Annotated in this window: 15 protein-coding genes; 8 read left to right on the top strand and 7 right to left on the bottom strand. The window is 54.2% G+C overall.

Annotated features, from left to right (window positions below; genetic code table 11):
- Window positions 1-320 precede the first annotated feature (320 nt).
- From recA to LIO98_RS11555, 6 genes are all read right to left on the bottom strand, one after another.
- Window positions 321-1,460: a recombinase RecA gene (recA, locus tag LIO98_RS11580; protein WP_291957204.1), complete on the bottom strand. Its 1,140-nt coding sequence runs from the start codon at window positions 1,458-1,460 to the stop codon at window positions 321-323.
- 66 nt (window positions 1,461-1,526) lie between these two features.
- Window positions 1,527-2,066 carry an RNA 2',3'-cyclic phosphodiesterase gene (thpR, locus tag LIO98_RS11575; RefSeq protein ID WP_291957208.1) on the bottom strand — a complete coding sequence of 180 codons (540 nt, stop codon included), beginning with the start codon at window positions 2,064-2,066 and terminating at the stop codon, window positions 1,527-1,529.
- A gap of 47 nt (window positions 2,067-2,113) precedes the next feature.
- Window positions 2,114-2,626, bottom strand: a complete 513-nt coding sequence (locus LIO98_RS11570; RefSeq protein ID WP_291957201.1) for a CinA family protein — start codon at window positions 2,624-2,626, stop codon at window positions 2,114-2,116.
- A complete protein-coding gene (locus LIO98_RS11565; protein WP_291957199.1) occupies window positions 2,623-3,111 on the bottom strand; it encodes a phosphatidylglycerophosphatase A in 489 nt (162 codons plus the stop codon). The genes LIO98_RS11570 and LIO98_RS11565 overlap by 4 nt, the downstream gene beginning before the upstream one ends.
- Window positions 3,108-4,397, bottom strand: a complete 1,290-nt coding sequence (rimO, locus tag LIO98_RS11560) for a 30S ribosomal protein S12 methylthiotransferase RimO (RefSeq protein ID WP_291957197.1) — start codon at window positions 4,395-4,397, stop codon at window positions 3,108-3,110. Before rimO ends, LIO98_RS11565 begins: the two co-directional genes overlap by 4 nt.
- Complete coding sequence (locus tag LIO98_RS11555) at window positions 4,394-5,389, bottom strand: asparaginase domain-containing protein (protein WP_291957195.1); 996 nt, start codon at window positions 5,387-5,389, stop codon at window positions 4,394-4,396. The genes rimO and LIO98_RS11555 overlap by 4 nt, the downstream gene beginning before the upstream one ends.
- Window positions 5,390-5,539: 150 nt before the next feature.
- Between LIO98_RS11555 and LIO98_RS11550 the strand changes: the two genes are divergently transcribed.
- The 3 genes from LIO98_RS11550 (at window position 5,540) to LIO98_RS11540 (ending at window position 8,243) form a co-directional block, all read left to right on the top strand.
- Window positions 5,540-6,184 (top strand): DedA family protein, encoded by a 645-nt coding sequence (locus tag LIO98_RS11550; RefSeq protein WP_291957192.1) that lies wholly within the window; start codon window positions 5,540-5,542, stop codon window positions 6,182-6,184.
- Between the two features lie 245 nt (window positions 6,185-6,429).
- Entirely contained in the window at window positions 6,430-7,716 is a 1,287-nt protein-coding gene (locus LIO98_RS11545; protein WP_291957190.1) for an ArsB/NhaD family transporter, read from the top strand.
- A gap of 50 nt (window positions 7,717-7,766) precedes the next feature.
- Window positions 7,767-8,243 (top strand): CBS domain-containing protein, encoded by a 477-nt coding sequence (locus LIO98_RS11540; RefSeq protein WP_291957188.1) that lies wholly within the window; start codon window positions 7,767-7,769, stop codon window positions 8,241-8,243.
- A gap of 67 nt (window positions 8,244-8,310) precedes the next feature.
- Here the strand turns inward: LIO98_RS11540 and LIO98_RS11535 are convergent, their stop codons facing one another.
- Window positions 8,311-8,817: a prepilin-type N-terminal cleavage/methylation domain-containing protein gene (locus LIO98_RS11535; RefSeq protein ID WP_291957184.1), complete on the bottom strand. Its 507-nt coding sequence runs from the start codon at window positions 8,815-8,817 to the stop codon at window positions 8,311-8,313.
- Between the two features lie 344 nt (window positions 8,818-9,161).
- On the opposite strand from LIO98_RS11535, the gene LIO98_RS11530 reads away from it, so the two are divergent.
- The 5 genes from LIO98_RS11530 (at window position 9,162) to LIO98_RS11510 (ending at window position 19,647) form a co-directional block, all read left to right on the top strand.
- On the top strand, window positions 9,162-10,127 hold the full coding sequence (locus tag LIO98_RS11530; protein WP_291957181.1) for an ABC transporter substrate-binding protein: 966 nt from the start codon (window positions 9,162-9,164) through the stop codon (window positions 10,125-10,127).
- Window positions 10,128-10,198: 71 nt separating this feature from the next.
- Entirely contained in the window at window positions 10,199-11,869 is a 1,671-nt protein-coding gene (locus tag LIO98_RS11525) for an iron ABC transporter permease (RefSeq protein ID WP_291957178.1), read from the top strand.
- On the top strand, window positions 11,869-12,972 hold the full coding sequence (locus LIO98_RS11520; protein ID WP_291957176.1) for an ABC transporter ATP-binding protein: 1,104 nt from the start codon (window positions 11,869-11,871) through the stop codon (window positions 12,970-12,972). Before LIO98_RS11525 ends, LIO98_RS11520 begins: the two co-directional genes overlap by 1 nt.
- Before the next feature lie 553 nt (window positions 12,973-13,525).
- The gene (locus LIO98_RS11515; RefSeq protein WP_291957173.1) at window positions 13,526-19,201 is read left to right on the top strand and encodes an Ig-like domain-containing protein; all 5,676 of its coding nucleotides are present in this window, start codon (window positions 13,526-13,528) and stop codon (window positions 19,199-19,201) included.
- A gap of 188 nt (window positions 19,202-19,389) precedes the next feature.
- Window positions 19,390-19,647, top strand: a complete 258-nt coding sequence (locus tag LIO98_RS11510; RefSeq protein WP_291957170.1) for a hypothetical protein — start codon at window positions 19,390-19,392, stop codon at window positions 19,645-19,647.
- Window positions 19,648-19,731 lie beyond the last annotated feature (84 nt).

Raw genomic sequence — 19,731 nt, 5'->3', positions numbered from 1 at the left:
GATCCGGTGTATGTTTCTTTTGCTCTCTCTGTATTCTTTTTGTCATGGTGCTCGCACTTTTTCGTTTCGGCATCGCCGTCTCGAAGAGTGCAAGAGGAAGTATATCATGCGAAAAAATTATGTCAACACATACAAGTTTAACGATTTATGACATTTAAGAAATCTATATGTATTTATTCCAAAACTATAGGCGTTTTTACTGTTTTATTGTTGGGCAGTTAATTGACATTTAAGAAGAACGGCGTCATTTCATCTGAAATAACGCCGTAAATTCTTTCATTATTTTTTTGTTTTTTTTAGGCAATCTTAACGTTAATATGCTATTCGTCCTCTTCTGGCTCTTCCGTTATGTCGAGTTTAAGGACGCCCTCTTCAAGAAGCGCCTCGACGCTGTCTTCCAGCGCTGAATCTTCGTGGTCTTCGTGTTCAGGTTCGTCTATCAATCCAAGCCCCTCGGCAACCTTGCGCAGGACATCTTTTTTTATGTCCTCCATGAGCTCGGGGTGCTCTGACAAGTAGTTTGCGACGGTCTCTTTACCCTGCCCGAGCGTCTCGCCCTTATACGCGAGCCAGGAACCTTTACGTTTCACGACCTCACGGTCGAGCGCCATGTCGAGCACGGCGATGGCCTTGGTCACGCCCTTGCCATAGATGAGGGTTGTGTGCGCCGTGCGGAAGGGGGGCGCCTGTTTGTTTTTCACGACTTTTATGTAGAGCTCGTGCCCTATCACAGTGTCTCCCTGGGTAACCTGTTTGCCGCGGCGAACTTCTATTCTGACTGAGCTGTAGAATTTCAGCGCGCGGCCGCCGGTCGTGGTTTCGGTCGGTCCCTGGCTGTATCCGGAGCTTATCTGCGCCCTCAGCTGGTTGATAAAGATAACGGTCGTTTTGCTTTTGGCGATCGCCGAGGTGAGGCGGCGCAGCGCGTAGCTCATGAGGCGCGCGTGAAGACCAACCTGGTTGCTGCCCTCGCCCATTTTTCCGTCTATTTCCGCCTGTGGGGTAAGCGCCGCCACCGAGTCGACGACGACAAGATCGAGCGCGCCGCTGCGAACTAAGGTGTCCAGTATGTAGAAGGCCTGCTCTCCGCTGTCGGGCTGCGAGAGGTAGAGGTTCGCGGTGTCGACGCCAAGCGCCGCAGCAAGGCGGGGGTCAAGCGCATGTTCTGCGTCGATAAAGGCCGCGATACCGCCAGCTTTCTGCGCCTCGGCAAGTATGTGAAGGGCAATGGTGGTCTTTCCGCCGCCCTCAGGGCCAAATATTTCCACGACGCGCCCACGCGGAACGCCGCCGATGCCAAGGGCGACATCGAGGGGAAGGATACCGCTTGAGATGACCTCCACCGCGTGCTGCACCTCGTCACCGAGACGCATGATGGAGCCGTCGCCAAATTTCCCTCTTATTTCGCCAAGCGCCTGCGCCAATATGTCCTCTTTGGTTACCGGTGCTTTTTTTGCCATCTCTATGCCTCCAATTTTCTTAAATTATTACTTTTTGATTTCATTGGTAATTATATCAGAGTTTATCTACAGCGCAAAATATTTTAACGGCGTGTAGATAGGGCCTCTAGGCGTAAGCTCGCTTTTCATCATAATGATCTCTTTCACGGACCAGGCCGGAAGTTCGATCTTATCTTTTTCTATTATCCTGACTAATTCATCCGGCAGCGGACTCTGTTCGTTACGGCGGCCCAGCGTGATGTGGGGCGAGAATTTCCGCCATTCTTTCGCCACGCCGCACCGGAAGGCGCACTCTTCGGTCTTTTGTTGGAGTTTTCTCAGTTTGTCGGTCTCTCCACAAATGCCGGTCCAGATGACTTTTGGCGCGCACAGCCTCGGAAATCCGCCAACTCCCTCCACCGAGAGTTCTATCGTGCCGCCGAGATTCTCTTTTTCCAACAGCCTCGCGATCGCTTCGACCATATCGGGATGTATCTCGCCGCAGAATTTAAGGGTGATGTGAATGGTCTTTGGCGCGACCCATCTTATTCCGGCACCGACGGCTTTTTTCGCGGCAAGCCATTCTCCGAGAGCTTCAATGTGTTCCGGCGGAAGTTTTACGCAGATGAATGTACGCAGGAGCCTTCCCGCAAGCGGTGGGATTCAGCTTCCCATTATTCCACGCCTTCGCCGCGCACATCTTCGGCGGCGCATTTTTCGATCAGGCATGCTAGGACCTGTTCAACGGTCTGCCGGCGGACGGCCTCCCTGTCTCCCTCAAAGCGGCGGCAAAACGCCTCCGTGCCCTTCCGTGAGCTGAAGCCGAACCAGACGGTGCCGACCGGCTTGGCCTCCGAGCCGCCTCCGGGACCGGCGATGCCGGTCACGCTCATCGCGACGTCCGCGCCATATATTCTGCGGGAGCCTTCGGCCATTTCGCGCGCGCATTCTTCGCTGACCGCACCGTGCCTTTCAAGGGTCGCCTCCGAGACGCCGAGGATATGCTCTTTCGCGCTGTTTATATATGTCACGGCGGAGCCCCAGAAGATATCGGAGGCTCCTGGAATACCGGTCAGCGCGGCGGCGATCATCCCGCCGGTGCATGATTCGGCCAGGGAGAGCGAAAGGCCGCGCTCACGAAAGTTTTTTATCACTGCGGCGGCTAACACGTCAAGTTTGCCCGTCATTTTCCTATCACCCCCAGAATTATTGTCAGCCCTCCCGCAAACAGAAGCCAGTGTATAAAGTGCAGGAGCAGGTTGACCATCACGCCGCCCGCGATATCGTCGGCCATGATGCCGACGCCTCCGGGAAGCCGTTCAAATTCTTTGACCGGAAATGGTTTGGTTATATCGACGATGCGAAAGAGAAACAGCGCCACCACCGCGTAGGTGAGGTCAAAACCCCAGGAAGATATCCAGACGCCGACGACTTCGTCGATCACGACCTCACCCGGGTCCTCGCGCCCGGCGGCCTTTTCATATTTGTCGGAGGCGTAACAGCCGATAACCGCCACCGCCGCGATGCCCCACAGCGGGATACCACCGAACAGCAGCCACAGCACGGTGCCGGCGATGGCGCCCAGGGTGCCTGGCATCTTTGAATAGCGCCCGATGGTGCCGACTGTGGCGATCATTCCATACCAGGTCTTCATTTCCGGAGTCAGTATCATATCTCTTCTCCCGTCATATCGTGCGGCATCGCCTCTGTTACGCGCACAGTCACAATGTCGCCCTCTTTCAGATCTTCTCTTATGCCGCGTATCTCTATTATTCCGTCCACCTCGGGAGCCTCGCGGAAGGAACGCCCCTCGGCATAGCCCTCTTTTATGTCTATCTTTTCCACCAGTACCTTTAACTCTCTCCCGACAAATTGCCGCTGGCGCTCGAACGATATCTCCTCCTGGAGGCGCATGAGCTCGCCGAGACGTCTATTCTTTGTCCGCTCGGAGACCTGCCCCGCCATTTCCGCCGCCGCGGTATCTTCTTCGGGAAAAAAGGTAAAGGCGCCCATCCTGTCAAAGCGCACCTCCGCGACAAAGTTCATCAGGTTGTCAAAGTGCCGCTTCTTTTCTCCTGGAAAACCAATCATGCAGGTGGTGCGCAGCGCAAAGTCGGGATTTATCGCGCGCGCCGTGCTGAATATCGCGCGCAGGGACTCCGGAGCGATACCGCGGTTCATCGCCGCGAGTATCTCCGGGTCTCCGTGCTGCACCGGGATGTCAAGGTAAGGGATGACCTGCCTTCCCGCGGCGACACGCTCAAGGAGAGCGCTGTCGACACGCGAGGGGTGAAGGTAGAGCAGCCTGATCCAAAGATCGGGCGGCAGCGAGCTTTCAAGGGCGTCAAGCAGTTCTATCAGACGAGGCCTGCCGTCAATATCAGTGCCGTAGACTGTAAGGTCCTGACCGACGACGCAGAGTTCACGCGCACCCTCTTCCGCGAGCTGGCAGGCCTCTTTGACAATGACCTCCGGCGGCAGGCTGCGTAGCGGACCGCGAATACCAGGGATGGCGCAGTATGTGCAGCGGTTGCCGCAGCCCTCGCTTATTTTAAGGTAGCGGGTATATTTGGACGACGATGGGAGCGTTCCCCGGTGGCGTTCGTCGTCTCCGGGAGTCCTGAGCTGATCGAGGACAAATTTCCAGTCCTCCGTCCTCGCCCAGAAATCCACCAGCGGCACCTCCGAGACAAGGTCTCCCTCGTACCGGTTCACAAGGCAGCCGACAACGCCGATCTTCTTTAACTTCTTATCCCTTTTAAGCTCTTCGAGGTCCAGTATAGCCGCGACACTCTCCTCAACCGCGGGACGGATGAAGCCGCAGGTATTGACCAGAGCACATTCAGCCTCCTCCACCGAGGAGACGAGCTCATGGCCCGCGGCGGTGAGCGCGCCGGCAAGGCATTCGCTGTCCACCCGGTTTTTAGCACAGCCAAGCGTTAAGCAGTATATTTTCATTTATATAAAGTGTTTATGTCGTCACAGACAGGCTGGTTCAGCATGTAGAGGCTGAGGCCGTTATCGGTGAGTCCGGCCGATATACCCAGGGAGAGGCGTATGCGCGCCTTGAACGGGTTCAGCTTGCCGCCCGACATTACCCCCATTTCAGTAAGTTTTTCAAAAGAACCCTCAAAGTCGTTAGTCTTATGTACATGGCACTGGAAGCAGCGGGAGGTGATCGCCACCGGGATGCGCCGCCGCAATATATTGCGGATGGGCGGCACCCATGAGGGGGGCACGTTGCCCGCGCCGAAACCGGCAAGCACCAGACCGCCAAGCTCCCTGTTGGAGGCAAGAAACGAGAGCAGGCTCTCCCCACCGCCAAGCGAAGCCCACATTATTTCCACGTCGGGAAGCTCCTTCGGCCTGCGGGCTAGAAACGGCGGACGTTTAGGCTCGCTGAAAAATTTTATTTCACCGTTGAGCATCTTACCGACAGAGCCTTTTTCCTGCGATTGAAAGGCGCTGTCCGGCGAACCAGGGTCGACAAGGGTCACGTCGTCCGCTCCGAAGAGTTCACTGCTGGAACAAAGAAGCACGCCTTTGTCCCTCGCCTCCGGCGAAAGCGCGGCGAGCACCGAGCAGTGCAGATTCACCAGCCCCTCTTTTAGCCCGGCACGCCCCTGTACCATAAGGTTGGCGAAGATCACCGGTTCAGGGTGCTGCCAGAGCAGATTTACGAGATAGGCCATCTCTTCCATGACGCCGTTGCCGCAGACGGTTATTATCCCCGTGTAGCCCTCGGCTACAAGCGACTCGAACATCTCCTCCATCGCAAGAGTCATCGGCATAGAATAGTGGGTGCTTGGCTGGCAGCTCCACTCTTTGATCTCACAGCAGCGCGCCAGCTCATCCGGCAGATAGCCCAGCAATATGCCCGGATCGGCGTTTTCTTCATCCGCAGAAAAATTACCGGCTATGACAAGCGCAAGTCTCGGTAACGGAAGCAATACGACTCCTCCATCCTTTGCGATCATAAAAATACTTCTCTTCCATGCTGCATTTTAACGCAAAGAGCCCAAGGTTTCAAATTACTATGGACTTTTATCACCTTTCCGTATATCTTCTTACATGATAAAAACTACGAGAGGAGTTTTGCATTGGAGGCGCTATCTTCTTTTTTAAGTTACGGTATCCAGCTTTTCAGTGATTTAATACAATGGCTGGTGGAGGTCATCGGCCATCTTGGATATCCCGGGATCGTCGGCCTCATGTTCCTTGAATCTTCCTTTTTCCCCTTCCCCAGCGAGGTCGTGGTACCGCCGGCGGGTTACCTTGCCTGGAAGGGTGAGATGAATATATTTCTCGTAATACTCAGCGGGATCACGGGCAGTATTCTCGGCGGCCTTTTTAACTATTGGATCGCCGTGCGCTGGGGGCGTCCGATCTTTGAAAAATATGGAAAATACTTTTTCATTACCCATGAATCGCTTGACAAGGCGGAGATCTTCTTTGCCCGCCACGGACATATAAGTACCTTCACGGGACGTCTTCTGCCTGTGATACGTCAGTATATTTCGCTCCCCGCCGGACTTGCGAGGATGCCGCTCGCGCAGTTTGCCCTATATACCGCGCTCGGCTCGGGGATCTGGGTCGTGATTCTCGCCCTCGTCGGTTATTTCCTCGGCAGCAATCAGGCGCTCATCCACCAGGAGATAAAGAAAATAAGTCTTGCCCTGATCGCCGCCTGCGCCGTACTAGTTGTGATTTATATAATTATTTATCGCCGAAAACACCATAAATAGAAACTATTTCTCCTTTTTAACTTATAAATAATCCCCTCTTTTTTTATGTACGAGGGGATTGTTGCTTTTACTTCGTTTCACAAATATTCCACATTATCACAATATATTGACTTTCCTCATTAATGGTTGCATTTTACGGAGGCAGAGCGTATAGTCCCAACCGTTTTATAGAAAGTGAAGTAACGGTTTTTATTAAAAATTATTATCGTTTCCGTTGCTGCACAATCATTATAGGAGGAAGACATATGACTTTACAGGCCTGGGCAGCGCTGCTGATTTTTCTCGGAACGATAGTCCTCGCGGCAACCGGCAAAATGAAGACGGCGACAGCCTCTCTGCTGGGAGCATCTATCATGGTTATAAGCGGCCTTCTTTCATCGGAGGAGGCGGTGGCGGCGATCGACCATAATACCGTCGGCCTTCTCGTCGGCATGATGATCGTCGTCGGCATACTTTCAAAGAGCGGCCTTTTCCAGTACCTCGCAGTCAAGGCGATAAAGATAACCGGCGGCAGGCCGCTGCGGATATTCTGGATAATCTCTCTGCTCACGGCGGTGCTCTCCGCCTTCCTCGACAACGTGACGACGGTGCTGCTGGTCACGCCGGTCGTGCTGTCGCTCTGCGAACTGATAGCGATGAACCCGCTGCCGCTGCTTCTGATGGAGCTATTCGCCTCCAACATCGGCGGAACGGCGACGCTCATCGGAGACCCGCCAAACATGATCATCGCCTCCGTCGCAAAGTTCTCATTCAATGAATTCCTCGTCGTACTAGCGCCGGTCGCCGTCGTCGCCCTCTGCGCCGTGACTGCCTATGTCGGTATTTACTATAAAAAAGAGCTGAAATCGGACCCGGAGGCCGCGATACGCCTGCGCGAGGTGGACGAGTCGAGGCTCATCGTCAACAGGCCGCTGATGATAAAATCTGTAGTAATCATCATTCTGGTGCTGGTTGGATTCTCCATGCACCGCCTCCTGCACCTTGAGGCCTCCGTCGTCGCGCTCACCGCCGCGGGAATATTGCTCACGATATCGCTGCTTGACGAGGGAACGATAATCCATAATGAGGTCGAGTGGCCGACAATTATATATTTTATATCCCTCTTCATTATGGCCGGAGGATTAAGGGTCACCGGCGTTCTTGAGGCGGTCTCTAAACTGCTGACCACTGTCCTCGCCGGCAGCCCGCTGCTGATGCTGCTCGGCGTCCTCTGGATTTCGGGAATCACCTGCGCCTTTATCAACAACATTGCCTTCACGGCTATATTCGTGCACATCATCAAATCAATGGCGCTGGCCGCCGCCATCCCCGCCGAGCCGCTCTACTGGGCGCTCGCCCTCGGGGCCTGCCTAGGCGGCAACGGCACCTATTTCAGTGCGGCGGCGAACGCCGTCGTCGCCGATTTCGCGGCAAAAGAGGGGATCGAGATATCGTTCGCCGCCTTTTCAAAGATCGGGCTGCGGGTCGTATTTGTTTCGCTGCTTTTATCCTCAATAGCGCTGCTGTGGATAGGTCGGGGGCTCTGGATGTGAGATGCTGTAGTATAATTGAAGGTGAAGACAGGGGCAGGGGGGAATGTTATTTGAAGATTGGCGAATTAATGAATAAAGATATGGTCGTACTGCGCGAGAACGACACTATAGAACGGGCGATCGAACTGATACTTCGCCATTGCCGCACAGGGGTGCCCGTACTCACAGCTGATAACAGGGTCTGCGGATTCGTAAGCGAAGAGGATATCATAAAAAAATGCTTGCCGGGGTATATAACGACGCTGAAAAATGCCGCCTTCCTGCCGGACTACGGACAATTCGCGAAGCGTTTCGCCGCCATCCGCTATAAAAAGGTGACGGAGATAATGCAGGAAAAAGTCGTCTGCTTCAACAAGGACGACAGTGACTTCGCCGTCGCCGCCGAAATGATCCGCCGCCATTTCAAAGTCTGCCCGGTCATTGATGAAAACGGCATCTTCGTTGGCTGCGTCAGCCGCGCTTACCTGATACGCTCGATGATCCTGGAAAAGAACCGCGAGGAGAAGGCCGTACTAAAGTATGAATAGATAAAAATAACAGAGGGGCCGTTCGCGCAGAGATACGGCCCCTCTGTTATTAGATTGAAGATCGGACTTAATAAGATTTTACAAGTCTTTTCTTATAAGTTTTATCATCATAGCAATATATCGACATATCCCCTTCAGCCGCTGTCTGCGAAATAAAATACCACGGGAAATTCTCAGATTTAGGATAATAATTCAAGGTACCAAGGTTCCCATCTTTATCATAAAAAATGACAAATCTCCTTGCCGCTATATTTGTATCGAGTACGGCTTCAAGCCTATTTTTAAACTCAGGCTCCCTTTCTTCATCCTTTAATAAAGAAACTTCAAATTTGTTGTGCTCAACCGTAATCTTCTCAATAGCCCCTTCTACGCCGGCCTCTACTGAGGCAATCATCACCGCTTTTCTCATCACAACGATATCATTTATCGCACGTGTGTCCTCCGCTTTTTGTGTCGACGCTCCCGAGGCTGTCATCATCAATCCCGCAAGAATTCCGATGATTATGACAACTATTAGCGCTTCCACAAGCGTAAAAGCCTTTCGTCCGAACACCTGGCCTTTTATTGTTTCCACGATATATTCTCCTTCAATATCAGCAATGTTACTCTTTTATGTCATATTTTTAAGACTTAGAGCCATATTTTGGATTCTACAACAACTTTAAAGTTTTATCAATATCTTTCAGACAGTCATCACCGTAAGAGATGTACGCAACTGCTTTGCGATACGTGTTTTTGTGCGGCAATATGAAATGTGTCAAAAGAAGACTTTTATTTTGCTCATATAATGGTATTATTTTAAATGTAATGAAAGCGTAATCTTACGTTCCCGTTACATTTGCCCATACCGGGGCGATCTATATCACTGGGAGTGGTTTTATGTACAATCGTCGTAAGGCAGTTTCTCTCCTCATGGCCATGGCTTTTATTATGGCCGTCTGCACCGGCGCGATGGCGGCAACGCTCAACGCCTATACGGTCATGCCCGAAAAATACGCCTCTAAGGTCTTCGAGCAGTTCACAAAGGATACCGGCATCAAGGTGAATTTTATCCGCTTCTCCTCAGGAGAGGCCCTCGCCCGCCTCGTGGCGGAAAGGAATAACCCGCAGGTCGACATCCTGCTCGGCGGCCCAGCCGACATTTACACGGCGGGACAGAAGGACAACGTCTTCGCCGTCTATGTGCCGAAGGATCAGAAGCTGACCCCCGCGGAGTACAGGGACCCCGGCAACCACTGGACCGGCATCGGCCTCATACCCCTCTGCTTCCTCACCAATACGGATTTCCTCAAAAAGAACAGCCTCAAGGCCCCGGAATCATGGCAGGATCTGCTGAACCCCGCCTATAAGAACGGTCTGCAGATGGCCGACGCCCGTACCTCGGGCACGGCGACGGAGCGTATCTACAGCCTCATCGGCGTCTACGGCGTCGACGGAGCCTTCGACTATCAGAAGAAGCTGCACAAGAACGTCCAGCTCTACACGAAGAGCGGCGCAGGCGGCGCAATGCCGATCGCCCAGGGACAGGCTTCAAGCGGCATTTTCTATCTAGTTGACGCGCTCGACATCCAGCAGCAGGGATACCCCGTCATCATCACCTATCCGAAAGAGGGCGTCACCTTCGGTATCGAGGCTACGGGCATGATCGCCGGCGCGAAGAACCAGGAGGAGGCGAAGAAGTTTATCGACTGGGCGACGAGCCCCAAGCTTGGACAGTTCTTCGTCGATCAGAAGATCAACTACATCCCCGTCGTCAAGGGCGTGAAGATCACCAGCCCCGCGCTCGATATGTCAAAGGTGAAGCTCCTTAAGGTGGGAGCCGAGCATAAGGGAGATAAGCGCAAGGCTTACGTCGAGCGCTGGATCAACGAAGTAATCCGTTAGCTTACAGACTTAGGGCTGTGCGGGCGCAGGCTTCCGCGCAGCCCATTTTTATAGCAAAGGAGTTCAAAGACATGGCTTCTTCCTCCTCCATGAGACGTGATCCCGCGCTTATACCGGTGGTAGTTACCCTCTGGCTCGCGCTGGGCCTTTTTATCGTCTATCCGTTTATTAAATTATTGATGACGACCTTCATCGTCGACGGGCGGCTCTCGCTCGCCAACCTCCTGCTTGTCTTTTCTAACAGCTATAACCGGCTCGCCCTCGTCAACAGCATCTGGCTGGCGGTCGCGGTCGCCGCGATGGGCACCTTTCTTGGCTTTGTCTTCGCCCTCGCGGTGACGAGGATACACCTCCCCGCGCTCCTGCGCTGGTTCATCGCCGCCGTAACCGTCCTGCCGCTGATCTCGCCGCCCTTTACGAGCAGCATCGCGCTGACTCTCTCGCTGGGGCCCAACGGCATCATCCTGAAATTTTTCGGTATTCCCGATTTCAACATATACGGCTTCTGGGGCACCTGGATATCGGAATCGCTGACCTACTTCCCTGTCGCCTTTCTCACGATAACTTCCGTGCTCGCCTGTATCGACCCGAATCTCGAAGACGCCGGGCTGTCGCTGGGCGGCTCTCCGTTCCGCGTCTTCCGCACGGTGACGCTGCCGCTGACGATGCCGGCCATCGCCAACTCGATCCTGCTGCTCTTCGCCTGCTCGCTCGCCGATTTCGCGACGCCTCTCGTACTCGCGGGACACCAGTTTCCCGTGCTGCCGACGCAGGCATATTTGCAGATAACGGGGATGTACGACCTCAAGGGCGGCGCGGCCCTCTCCTTCGCGCTGCTGGTTCCAGCTCTGCTCGTCTTTGTCCTCCAGCGCTTCTGGGTGAGCCGCAAAAGCTATGTGACGGTGAGCGGCAAATCGGGCGCGCAGACGACGGTCAAAGGCATCGGCATGGCGGGTACGGCGGCGGTAATGGCAATCTGCGCCGCGGTTATCGCCTTCATCCTCTTCCTATACGCGCTGATTGTAATGGGCGCCTTCACAAAGGCGTGGGGACTAGACAACAGCTTTACCTGGGAGAGCTTCGCCTACGTCTTCGACCACGGGCGCAAAGCGATGATCGATACGCTCATCATCGCCTGTATCTCGACGCCGATCGGCGGGCTGCTTGCCGTCTCGATCGCCTACGTCACGCAGCGCAAGTCATTCCCCGCGAACGGCCTGATGGAGGTCGTATCGCTGCTGAACTTCGCGCTGCCGGGAACGGTGGTCGGCATCGCCTACATCATAGCCTTCAACAACAGCCCGATCGTGCTGACCGGTACGATGTCGATCCTCGTCGCCGCCTATGTATTCCGCTATGATTCGGCGGGAATACGCTCCGTCATCGCCTCACTGCACCAGATAGACCCATCGCTGGAGGAGGCCTCTTTGAGCCTCGGAGCCTCGTCGATCGGTACATTCAAAAACGTCACTCTGCCTCTCGTAATCCCGGCGCTGCTCGCGGGAATGAAGTATCTATTCATCCACTCGATGACGGCGATCAGCGCGACGATCTTCCTGGTATCGGTGAGCTGGTCGCTGCTGACGGCGAGAATACTGGAGTGCATGACCGAGCTGCAGTTCGGCAACGCCTGTGCCTTTTCGGTCGTGCTCATCCTGCTGGTCTTTATATTCAACGGAATGCTGACGCTCCTTGTGCGGGCCGCCGGCTATAACTACAGGGGGCAGGGAGGAAATCTATAATGGCTGTAGATCTGCATCTTAAAAATATAACAAAAACATTCGTCAAGGACGGCGTAAAGTTCGACGCGGTCGAGCGGGTAGATTTAGAGGTGAAGGGCGGCGAACTCGTCACCTTCCTCGGACCCTCGGGCTGCGGCAAGACGACCACGCTGCGCATGGTGGCTGGCTTCGAGACCCCATCTTCTGGCCGTATACTCATCGACGGCGAGGACGTCACCGAGGTAATGGTCAACAAACGCGAGATCGGCTTCGTCTTCCAGAACTACGCGCTCTTCCCCCATATGACGATCGGCGACAATGTGGGATACGGGCTCAAGATGCGCTCCGAGAGCCCCACGGATATCGCGCGGAAGGTCGGCGAGGCGCTGGAGATGGTCGGCCTCAAAGGCACGGAGCGGCGTTATCCCAACCAGCTCTCGGGCGGCGAGCAGCAGCGTGTGGCGCTCGCGCGCGTCCTCGTCATGCGCCCCAAGGTGCTGCTGATGGACGAACCGCTCTCAAACCTCGACGCGAAGCTGCGCCTCCACATGCGGACGGAGATCCGCAGTATCCAGAAGCAGCTCGACATCACCTGCCTCTACGTAACGCACGACCAGAAGGAAGCACTGACGATGGCCGACCGCATCATGGTCATGAACCGCGGCAAGGTCGAGCAGATCGGCTCCCCCTTCGATATCTACACACACCCGCGCACGCTCTTCGTCGCGGACTTCATCGGCCAGGCAAACGCGATCGCCGGTACGCTCACGGCGAGGGAGGGGGCGGAGCGCGGTGTGATGAAGATCGGCGAACGCTCATTGACCGTCAAGCTCATCTCAGATGCGGCCTACGCGTCGGGAGACGAGATATCCCTGATCCTGCGCCCCGAGGCCGTCACCCTTAGGGAGGGTGCGGATGGTCTGCTCGCTGGTACAGTGACAAGCGCCGTATTCAGCGGCGACCGCATGGAGTACATGATAACGCTGGAAAACGGCGCGCAGGTCTCCGTGATGGAAAACTATTTCCCCGGAGCCGCGAGATATGAGACAGGGGCGGCTGTTGGGCTCAGTTTTAATTCCGAATTGACCGTCGCGCTGCCCCGCGTTGAAAGCCAAAGCAAATAGCCTTACGAATATGCCATATATCGGAACGACTGCATACTAGGTAAATATAATGATGAAGAGGCGCCGGCATATCGGACGCCTCTTCATCACTAATTATCATATATTACTCATGGACAGAGGGGAAAATCACCTCTGTCATTTTTGTCCTTAAGTCCTTCCGCAGTACGCGGGGCCAAATACGCGGCATTCCGAGAAAGATAAAAACGTCGGAGAACGTTTTCGCGGCGCGATTGATTACGATAAAATAAATCAGCGATAACCAAACAATTCAAATAAAATTTTATCCTTATTTTTACCCTTCACAAAACTTGCAAAAGATAATTTAGGAGCGTATTATTGGACTCATAAAATACCCCAATACTTAAAGAGGAGAGTTTTACTATGCTTGGTCTAGCTAAATCTCATGATGTACCGCAAAAATCAACTCGAATTGCCCCCCCCAGAAAGATATAGCAAAGTTTATTTAATTCTACCGCTTCTTTTATTCATTTTAGCTTCATCAGTCTTACTTCATAGCTTCGCGGCAGCCGCCCCGACGCGGACCACCGTCTACGTGCAATATTCCGGCAGCGATTCCGGCAACGACGATAAAGGTTCAGGAACGCAGGCCGACCCGTTTGAGACATTCAGAGGCGCTCTGAAACACCTTGCCAAAGTATCTTCCGGCGACATCGGCGACCTGACGGTCATCGTCACGGGCGATAATTTGATGTCCTCCAGTGAGGGTGGAAACGACGTATACGTGCCGACGGACAGAGGCATCACCTCGCTTTCCATCGAGTCGGCCTCCGGCGACTGCAAACTTTTCGTGACATACGCCTCTACCTCGCTCAACCTCTACGCCAACGGCATACCAATAACGATCGGCGAAAACGTCTATATCGACGGCACCCTATATGGCGGCTGTAACGCCAGCGACCTCGTCCTGAAAGACAGCGAAAACATCGACATAACGGTCAAAGGAAAGAGTGCCATAATATACGGCGGATGCAACTCCGCCGACATGACCTCCGAGGGCAGTTCGGCAATCAACATCACAGTCACCGAAACCGGTGATATCGGCTCCGTATACGGCGGCGGCTACAACTCAAATATCGGGACAAAGGACAGGCCGATGCCGGTGACCATCGATATTGAGGGCGTAGATTTCGACAATAGAGTGGGCAAAGTAACTTCGACGCGCGTCTACGGCGGCGGCATAGTCAGAGACGCGACGGGAACATTCAGACAGTACGGCGATATAAAGATCATGACAGGTAAAAAATCATTCGCTGGCGGAAATGGAAGTACCAACATCCCAATAATCTACGGCGGAGGCCAGGCGGAACATCCCGATACAGGCGACGCTGTTTTGGAAATCGTCGGCAATATCGACATCAGTATCGCCAGCGCCGATTTCAGCGATACAGAAAGGTCAAGCTGCATCGGCGCTATCTACGGCGGCGGCTGTGCCACCACCAACGTTCCCCAAAATAACTGTACCGCCACATCGCGGGTGGTCGGGGACGTGCATCTGGGAATCAACAGATACGCGGACCATATCTACGGCGGCCCTTATGTCTATAAGAATAGACATATAGGCGAGATATCCGGCGATATAACGGTCGACCTCTATAAAATCACCTCCGGCACGGAATACGTCTCCGACGTCGTGGGCGGCGGATTTATTGAAGGCTTTGGAAAAATAAACGTTAACGGCGGCATAACGGTCAATCTTCATGACGGCGCAAAGGTCATACATGGAGAGAAGCTCAACGGCGGCGTAAAAATATCTTCGGGCGGCGGGGAGGCAAATATCGCCGGGGATATCAACATCAACATCGGGGACGGCTGCTCCATGGATGATCTAGACACTTGGCTCATCGGCTGCGCGGATATCACCGCCTCGTCGACAAGCGTCGTGAATATAGGCGGAGGCGTCAAAATAAAGGCCGGCGACGATTTTGTCTGCAGCAGGTTCTATGGCGCATACATAAATAGTACGAACGGCGAAGTCAATATAGCGAAAGATCTTTCCTTTTCAGCCAGGGACCGTATGATTGTAAACTATAGATTTTACGGCGTCGGATACGTGAGCGGAAAGCTGAATGTACAAAACGTAGAAATAAAAATAGGCGACAATTTTATCTCCAACGGCCCGATATACTGTGCCGGGCAAGTTTACGGCGACGGAACTACCTATACGCCGTCAATCACTATCGCCAATAATGTGGAAACATCTATAGGGGATAACCTCGTCGGCACATGGTTTTATGCAGGCGGCAGTTTGACAGGGAGTTCAACGGCGAGTAAAGGGACCCTCTCCATCGGCGGCGACATCAAAACAACGATAGGCAATGGAGCAAACCTCAGCAGCGGCGAGTTTATCGGCGCCGGCAGCACATCCACAGCAGGCGGATGCGCAGTGACCGGCAACGTCACTACAACTATTGACGAAATCAGTACATACAATTTCACCGCCGCCGGAAAGGCTACAGCGGCAAACGGCAAATCCACCGTAGGTTTTGATATTGACGGCAATCCTTCGAATACTGGCGGCGACGTGAGCACCACAATAAAATCTTGTACGATTAAATCATCATACTACGGCGCAGGATATACAAGCGCCAGTTCTTCAAACGCTGCGGTCCACGGCAGCGTGTCCACGACTATAGAGTCCGGCACGATGTCGAACTACACCGGTGCCGGATATGTATATGGGGGAACTTCTTCAAACGCCGAAGTCAACGGCAATGTCACCAACACGCTAAAATCAGCGGCAATAGCTAAAGAATACCATGGTGCAGGGTATACGTATGGAACATCTTCAAATACCGAGGTCAAAGGCACAGCAACATCCAGATTTATATGCACAGGCGGCCAATCGGAGATAAAGGGCTTTTTATCGTTTGCCGGCATAGCCTTCTCCAGCAATTCAAATGCCGATATCGGGGGCGTCAGCCTAGAAATTTATGGCAGCGATTTTTCTCCATCAAGTCTGCAGATATATGGTTATTCAGGCAATGCCGCCGCCAGCGCCAAAGTAAATGGTCCCGCCAGTTTGCTGCTGGATAACGCGGTCATCGACAGCGCTTTTCATTTTGAGCCGCCCAACCCACCCGACGTCACGGCCGTCTCGGGGAAAAGAACGCTGACTGTAAAAAACACCTCCGGCCTCGCAAACGCCTACGTCTGCGACAACATCTATATAGAAAAATCCGCCGACATGACTTTTACGGAGACGCAGTATTCCCCCTTCACCTGCTTTGATTTAGACGTCGCGGAGGGCGCGGCGCTGCATATCAAAAATGATGGCTTAGTTACAACGGACCTTTCGGGCAGCGGCAAAATAACTCTGCCTAACGACAAGAAGCTTACGGTCGAAGGCAAAGTAACCGGCAATCTGGAGCTTGCCATCGAGGGCGCGCCAATCGGCGGACATATCTACGCGGCGGCATCCTCCGCGAGCAACGGCAGCTTTACCTACAGCGGCCCCGGCGTGCTGAAAAGGTCGCTCTCCGATTTCGGCTCGCAGTATCTCTGGCGGGTGGCGGACGACGGCCCCGTCGTCGTGCCGGAGGAAAATAGGACGGACGCCGACCGTTCCGGCGTACTGGATATCAAAGAAAATTCATTGGAGGATTTCCTCATCTATGACGCCTTCACGGCGATGAAGGATAAGGGCACTCTGCCGGCGGGCTTTGACGAAAACAAACTCTCCTCTATAAAGCCGATACACGCAGACAGCATGGATATCGAAGTGACGGAGTTTGCCGCCAGCGGCGATATCGCGGAGGCGATCGCCCGTTACTGGGATATCGAACCGGCTTCAAGGGACAGGGTGAAGCTGATCGCGCTGAAAAACACCTCCGCCTCTGGTAACGCTGGCTCCGACGGCGGTATTTTCGTCAAGTTCTGGCGCATGCTGACGGAGACATTTAAAAACAATCACGGCAGCGAGGTCACCAGCGGCGATTATCTGCCTATCGAGGCGAATTTCACTATATCGTCGGCCGATATCCCGCAGGAGCTTAGCGCCAACATCGACGAGGGAAATCTCACCGAGAGTTTCCTGCGAAATGTCCCGCTGTTTGTGGTCGTAAGCGAAGACGCCGGCGGAATTTATCTCCACGCCCGCAGCCTCAGCGACGCGGCCGGAGGCGATACGGCTAAGTACGCGGAGGTCAGCAAGTCCGGCGACTGTTATCTGGTGTCGACGCGGATTTTGCTCTTCGACCATCCCGGAGGCGTTTCCGGCGATATCGGCACGGACAAAAAGAGCGGCGTCAAGTGGCTCACGAAGATGGATATCAAAAACGACGGCGATAATACGGTACGCGACAGAAACTATTATCTGGTGCAGGACGGCGCGAACGACGGTGTCTATAATCTATCCCTCGCCTTCGCCGTGAGGGAGGTCAACAGCCCCGCTATAAACATCACCGTATCGGGAGACGTTGCTTCCGCCGACGCCCGCTGGAGCATCAGCGACGCCTCCGGGGACCTGGCGGAGAGCGGCAGCGGTTCCTATACTTACACGCCGGAAAAGGACGGGCTCTATTCCGTGACCTTCGACATTCCCGAGGACTATAAGTTAAAGCTTAACGGAGCGGAGGGCAATGTCATAAGCCGCGATCTGAAATGGGGCGAACGCTGGGATATAGAGGCTATAGTTGAATATTCCCCAAAGGTCAGGGCCAATATCGTACTCCCCGACGGAACTTCGGAAAATCTGAAGATAACCGGGCCAAACGACAGGGTGTCGCTGGCTTTGAGTTATGACGTCACCCCTCCGGGAACGACGGTCACAAAGACGGAATGGAAGAGCTCCAACAAGAATATTGCGGACGTGGATGAAAACGGCATCTTGACCGCCCTCTCCGGTGGCGACGGAGGACGTGGAGAGTGCGCGATAACGCTGACGCTCTGCCCAGCCGGTACTTCGGATGTCGTCAGCGCGGAAAAAACGTTCACCGTCACCTCCGCCTATGTGATAAAGAGGGGCGAGGTATTCACGGTGGATAGCGACACCGATCTGTATTCCCTCTCCGTGGAGGAGGGCGGCACGCTGCTGGTGCAAAACTGTAAGCTGGCCGTCTCTAATTCGCTTCTGCTGGCGCGGGGCGCTCTCGTCTCTCTTTACGACGGGGCGATGATAGACGCCTCGACGGCGGACTCCTCCGGCGCGCCGCAGCTGATAACGCAGGGAAACGACAAGATCAACATCATGGTGAAGCAGGGCAGCTCGCTGTCTTTCTCAAACCCACTGCTAAACGGAAATTATGTGAGCGGAACGATATCATGCGGCAAAGACGGCTCGTACGACGCCACGGTGCCGAACGGCATCAGGGTCACTCCGGTCTCCGCGGAGATAACCGAGGGAGAGAGATATCCTCTTTCGGTGGAATTCTCCCCCTCCAGCGCCTATGGAAAGGTCGTCTGGTCATCCACGAGCACCGACATCGCGGAGGTCGCGGCGGACGGCACGGTGACCGCAGTCGCAAGCGGCAGGAGTGTAATAGAGGCCTCTATAACCACGGGAGCCGGTGATACCTATACCTCGTCGTGCGACGTCACGGTGGTAAAAAAGGCGGGCGGCAAAGCGGATAACATCGTCTTCCTCAACGCGGGAGATCCGCCGTCCCTCGAGCTGGGGACCGAGACCACGGCGGAAGGACTCACCCCCTCCGTCTTACCCTCCTCCGCCAATGTGTCGCTTTCATGGCGGAGCGCCAGAGAAGATATCGCCGCGGTGGACGCGGCGGACGGAACGCTGACGACGTTCCAGCTGGAGGGAAGCTGTGAAATAACGGTGACGGACGCCGTGAGCGAAAAGAGCGCCTCCTACACGGTCACCGTAAGAAGGCCGGTCGTACCGGTGGAAAAAATCACATTTTCAAAAACGGGACCGTTTAACCTGAAACTGAATGAGACGCTCAGGATAGAGACGGCGGTCGAACCGGAAAACGCCACCGTGAAAAGCCTTTCGTGGTCCAGCAGCAAGCCAGAGGTCGCGGAGGTCGCCTCGGACGGCAGTGTGACGGCCAGAGGATACGGGCTTGCCATTATCACCGCCGCCGCAAACGACGCCTCCGGGGTTCACGCGTCATATATAGTGGAGATAAAGAACCCCAACGAAGATCCGTCAAAAGAGGATGGAAAAAGCGGAAGTGGCTGTAATTCAGGAGTATATGTGGGCGCGGCGTTGCTGCTGCCGTTTATCATCAGGATCAGGAAATTCTTCCGGTAAACAAGATACAGACTGCGCCGGTATGGGCGGAAGGCTCCAGGCCATACCGGCGCTCCGTTTAGATTGAGACTGTATTTTCAGTCAGATGTGGCACAAAAAGATTTTATGGAGGATAAAATATGCCATATATAGGAATGACGCTCTCTGTGAGACATAAAAATACCGCGCAGGGGAGGGAATCCGGATAGATGTGGGACGCTCATGATTTTTTACACGCGCTGCTGAACGACGGGCGGATGCGGGAGATATGTCTTGAAATCGCCTCCAGGGAGGAGAGCGAACGGGCCGGCGCTCTGCGCGAACTGGGATTCGACTTCACTCCGCGTCAGATCGACGACGCCGTATGTCAGGAGTTTTTATCTATGCCGATGGATAAGCGGGATATCCTTGGCGAAGGTGATATACGGGATCTGGTCATGAAGTTATGGGGAAACCATATGGGATAAACCTGGTACGGAATCATACGGCATAGATATACGAAGATGAGACGCCTTGCCTATGGCGTCTCATCTTTGTTGTCGAATATTCTT

It is taken from the genome of Cloacibacillus sp. (assembly GCF_020860125.1).
Classification (GTDB): Bacteria; Synergistota; Synergistia; order Synergistales; family Synergistaceae; genus Cloacibacillus.
Note: the sequence above shows the minus strand (reverse complement) of the source record. Positions and strands in the feature narration are given on the sequence as shown.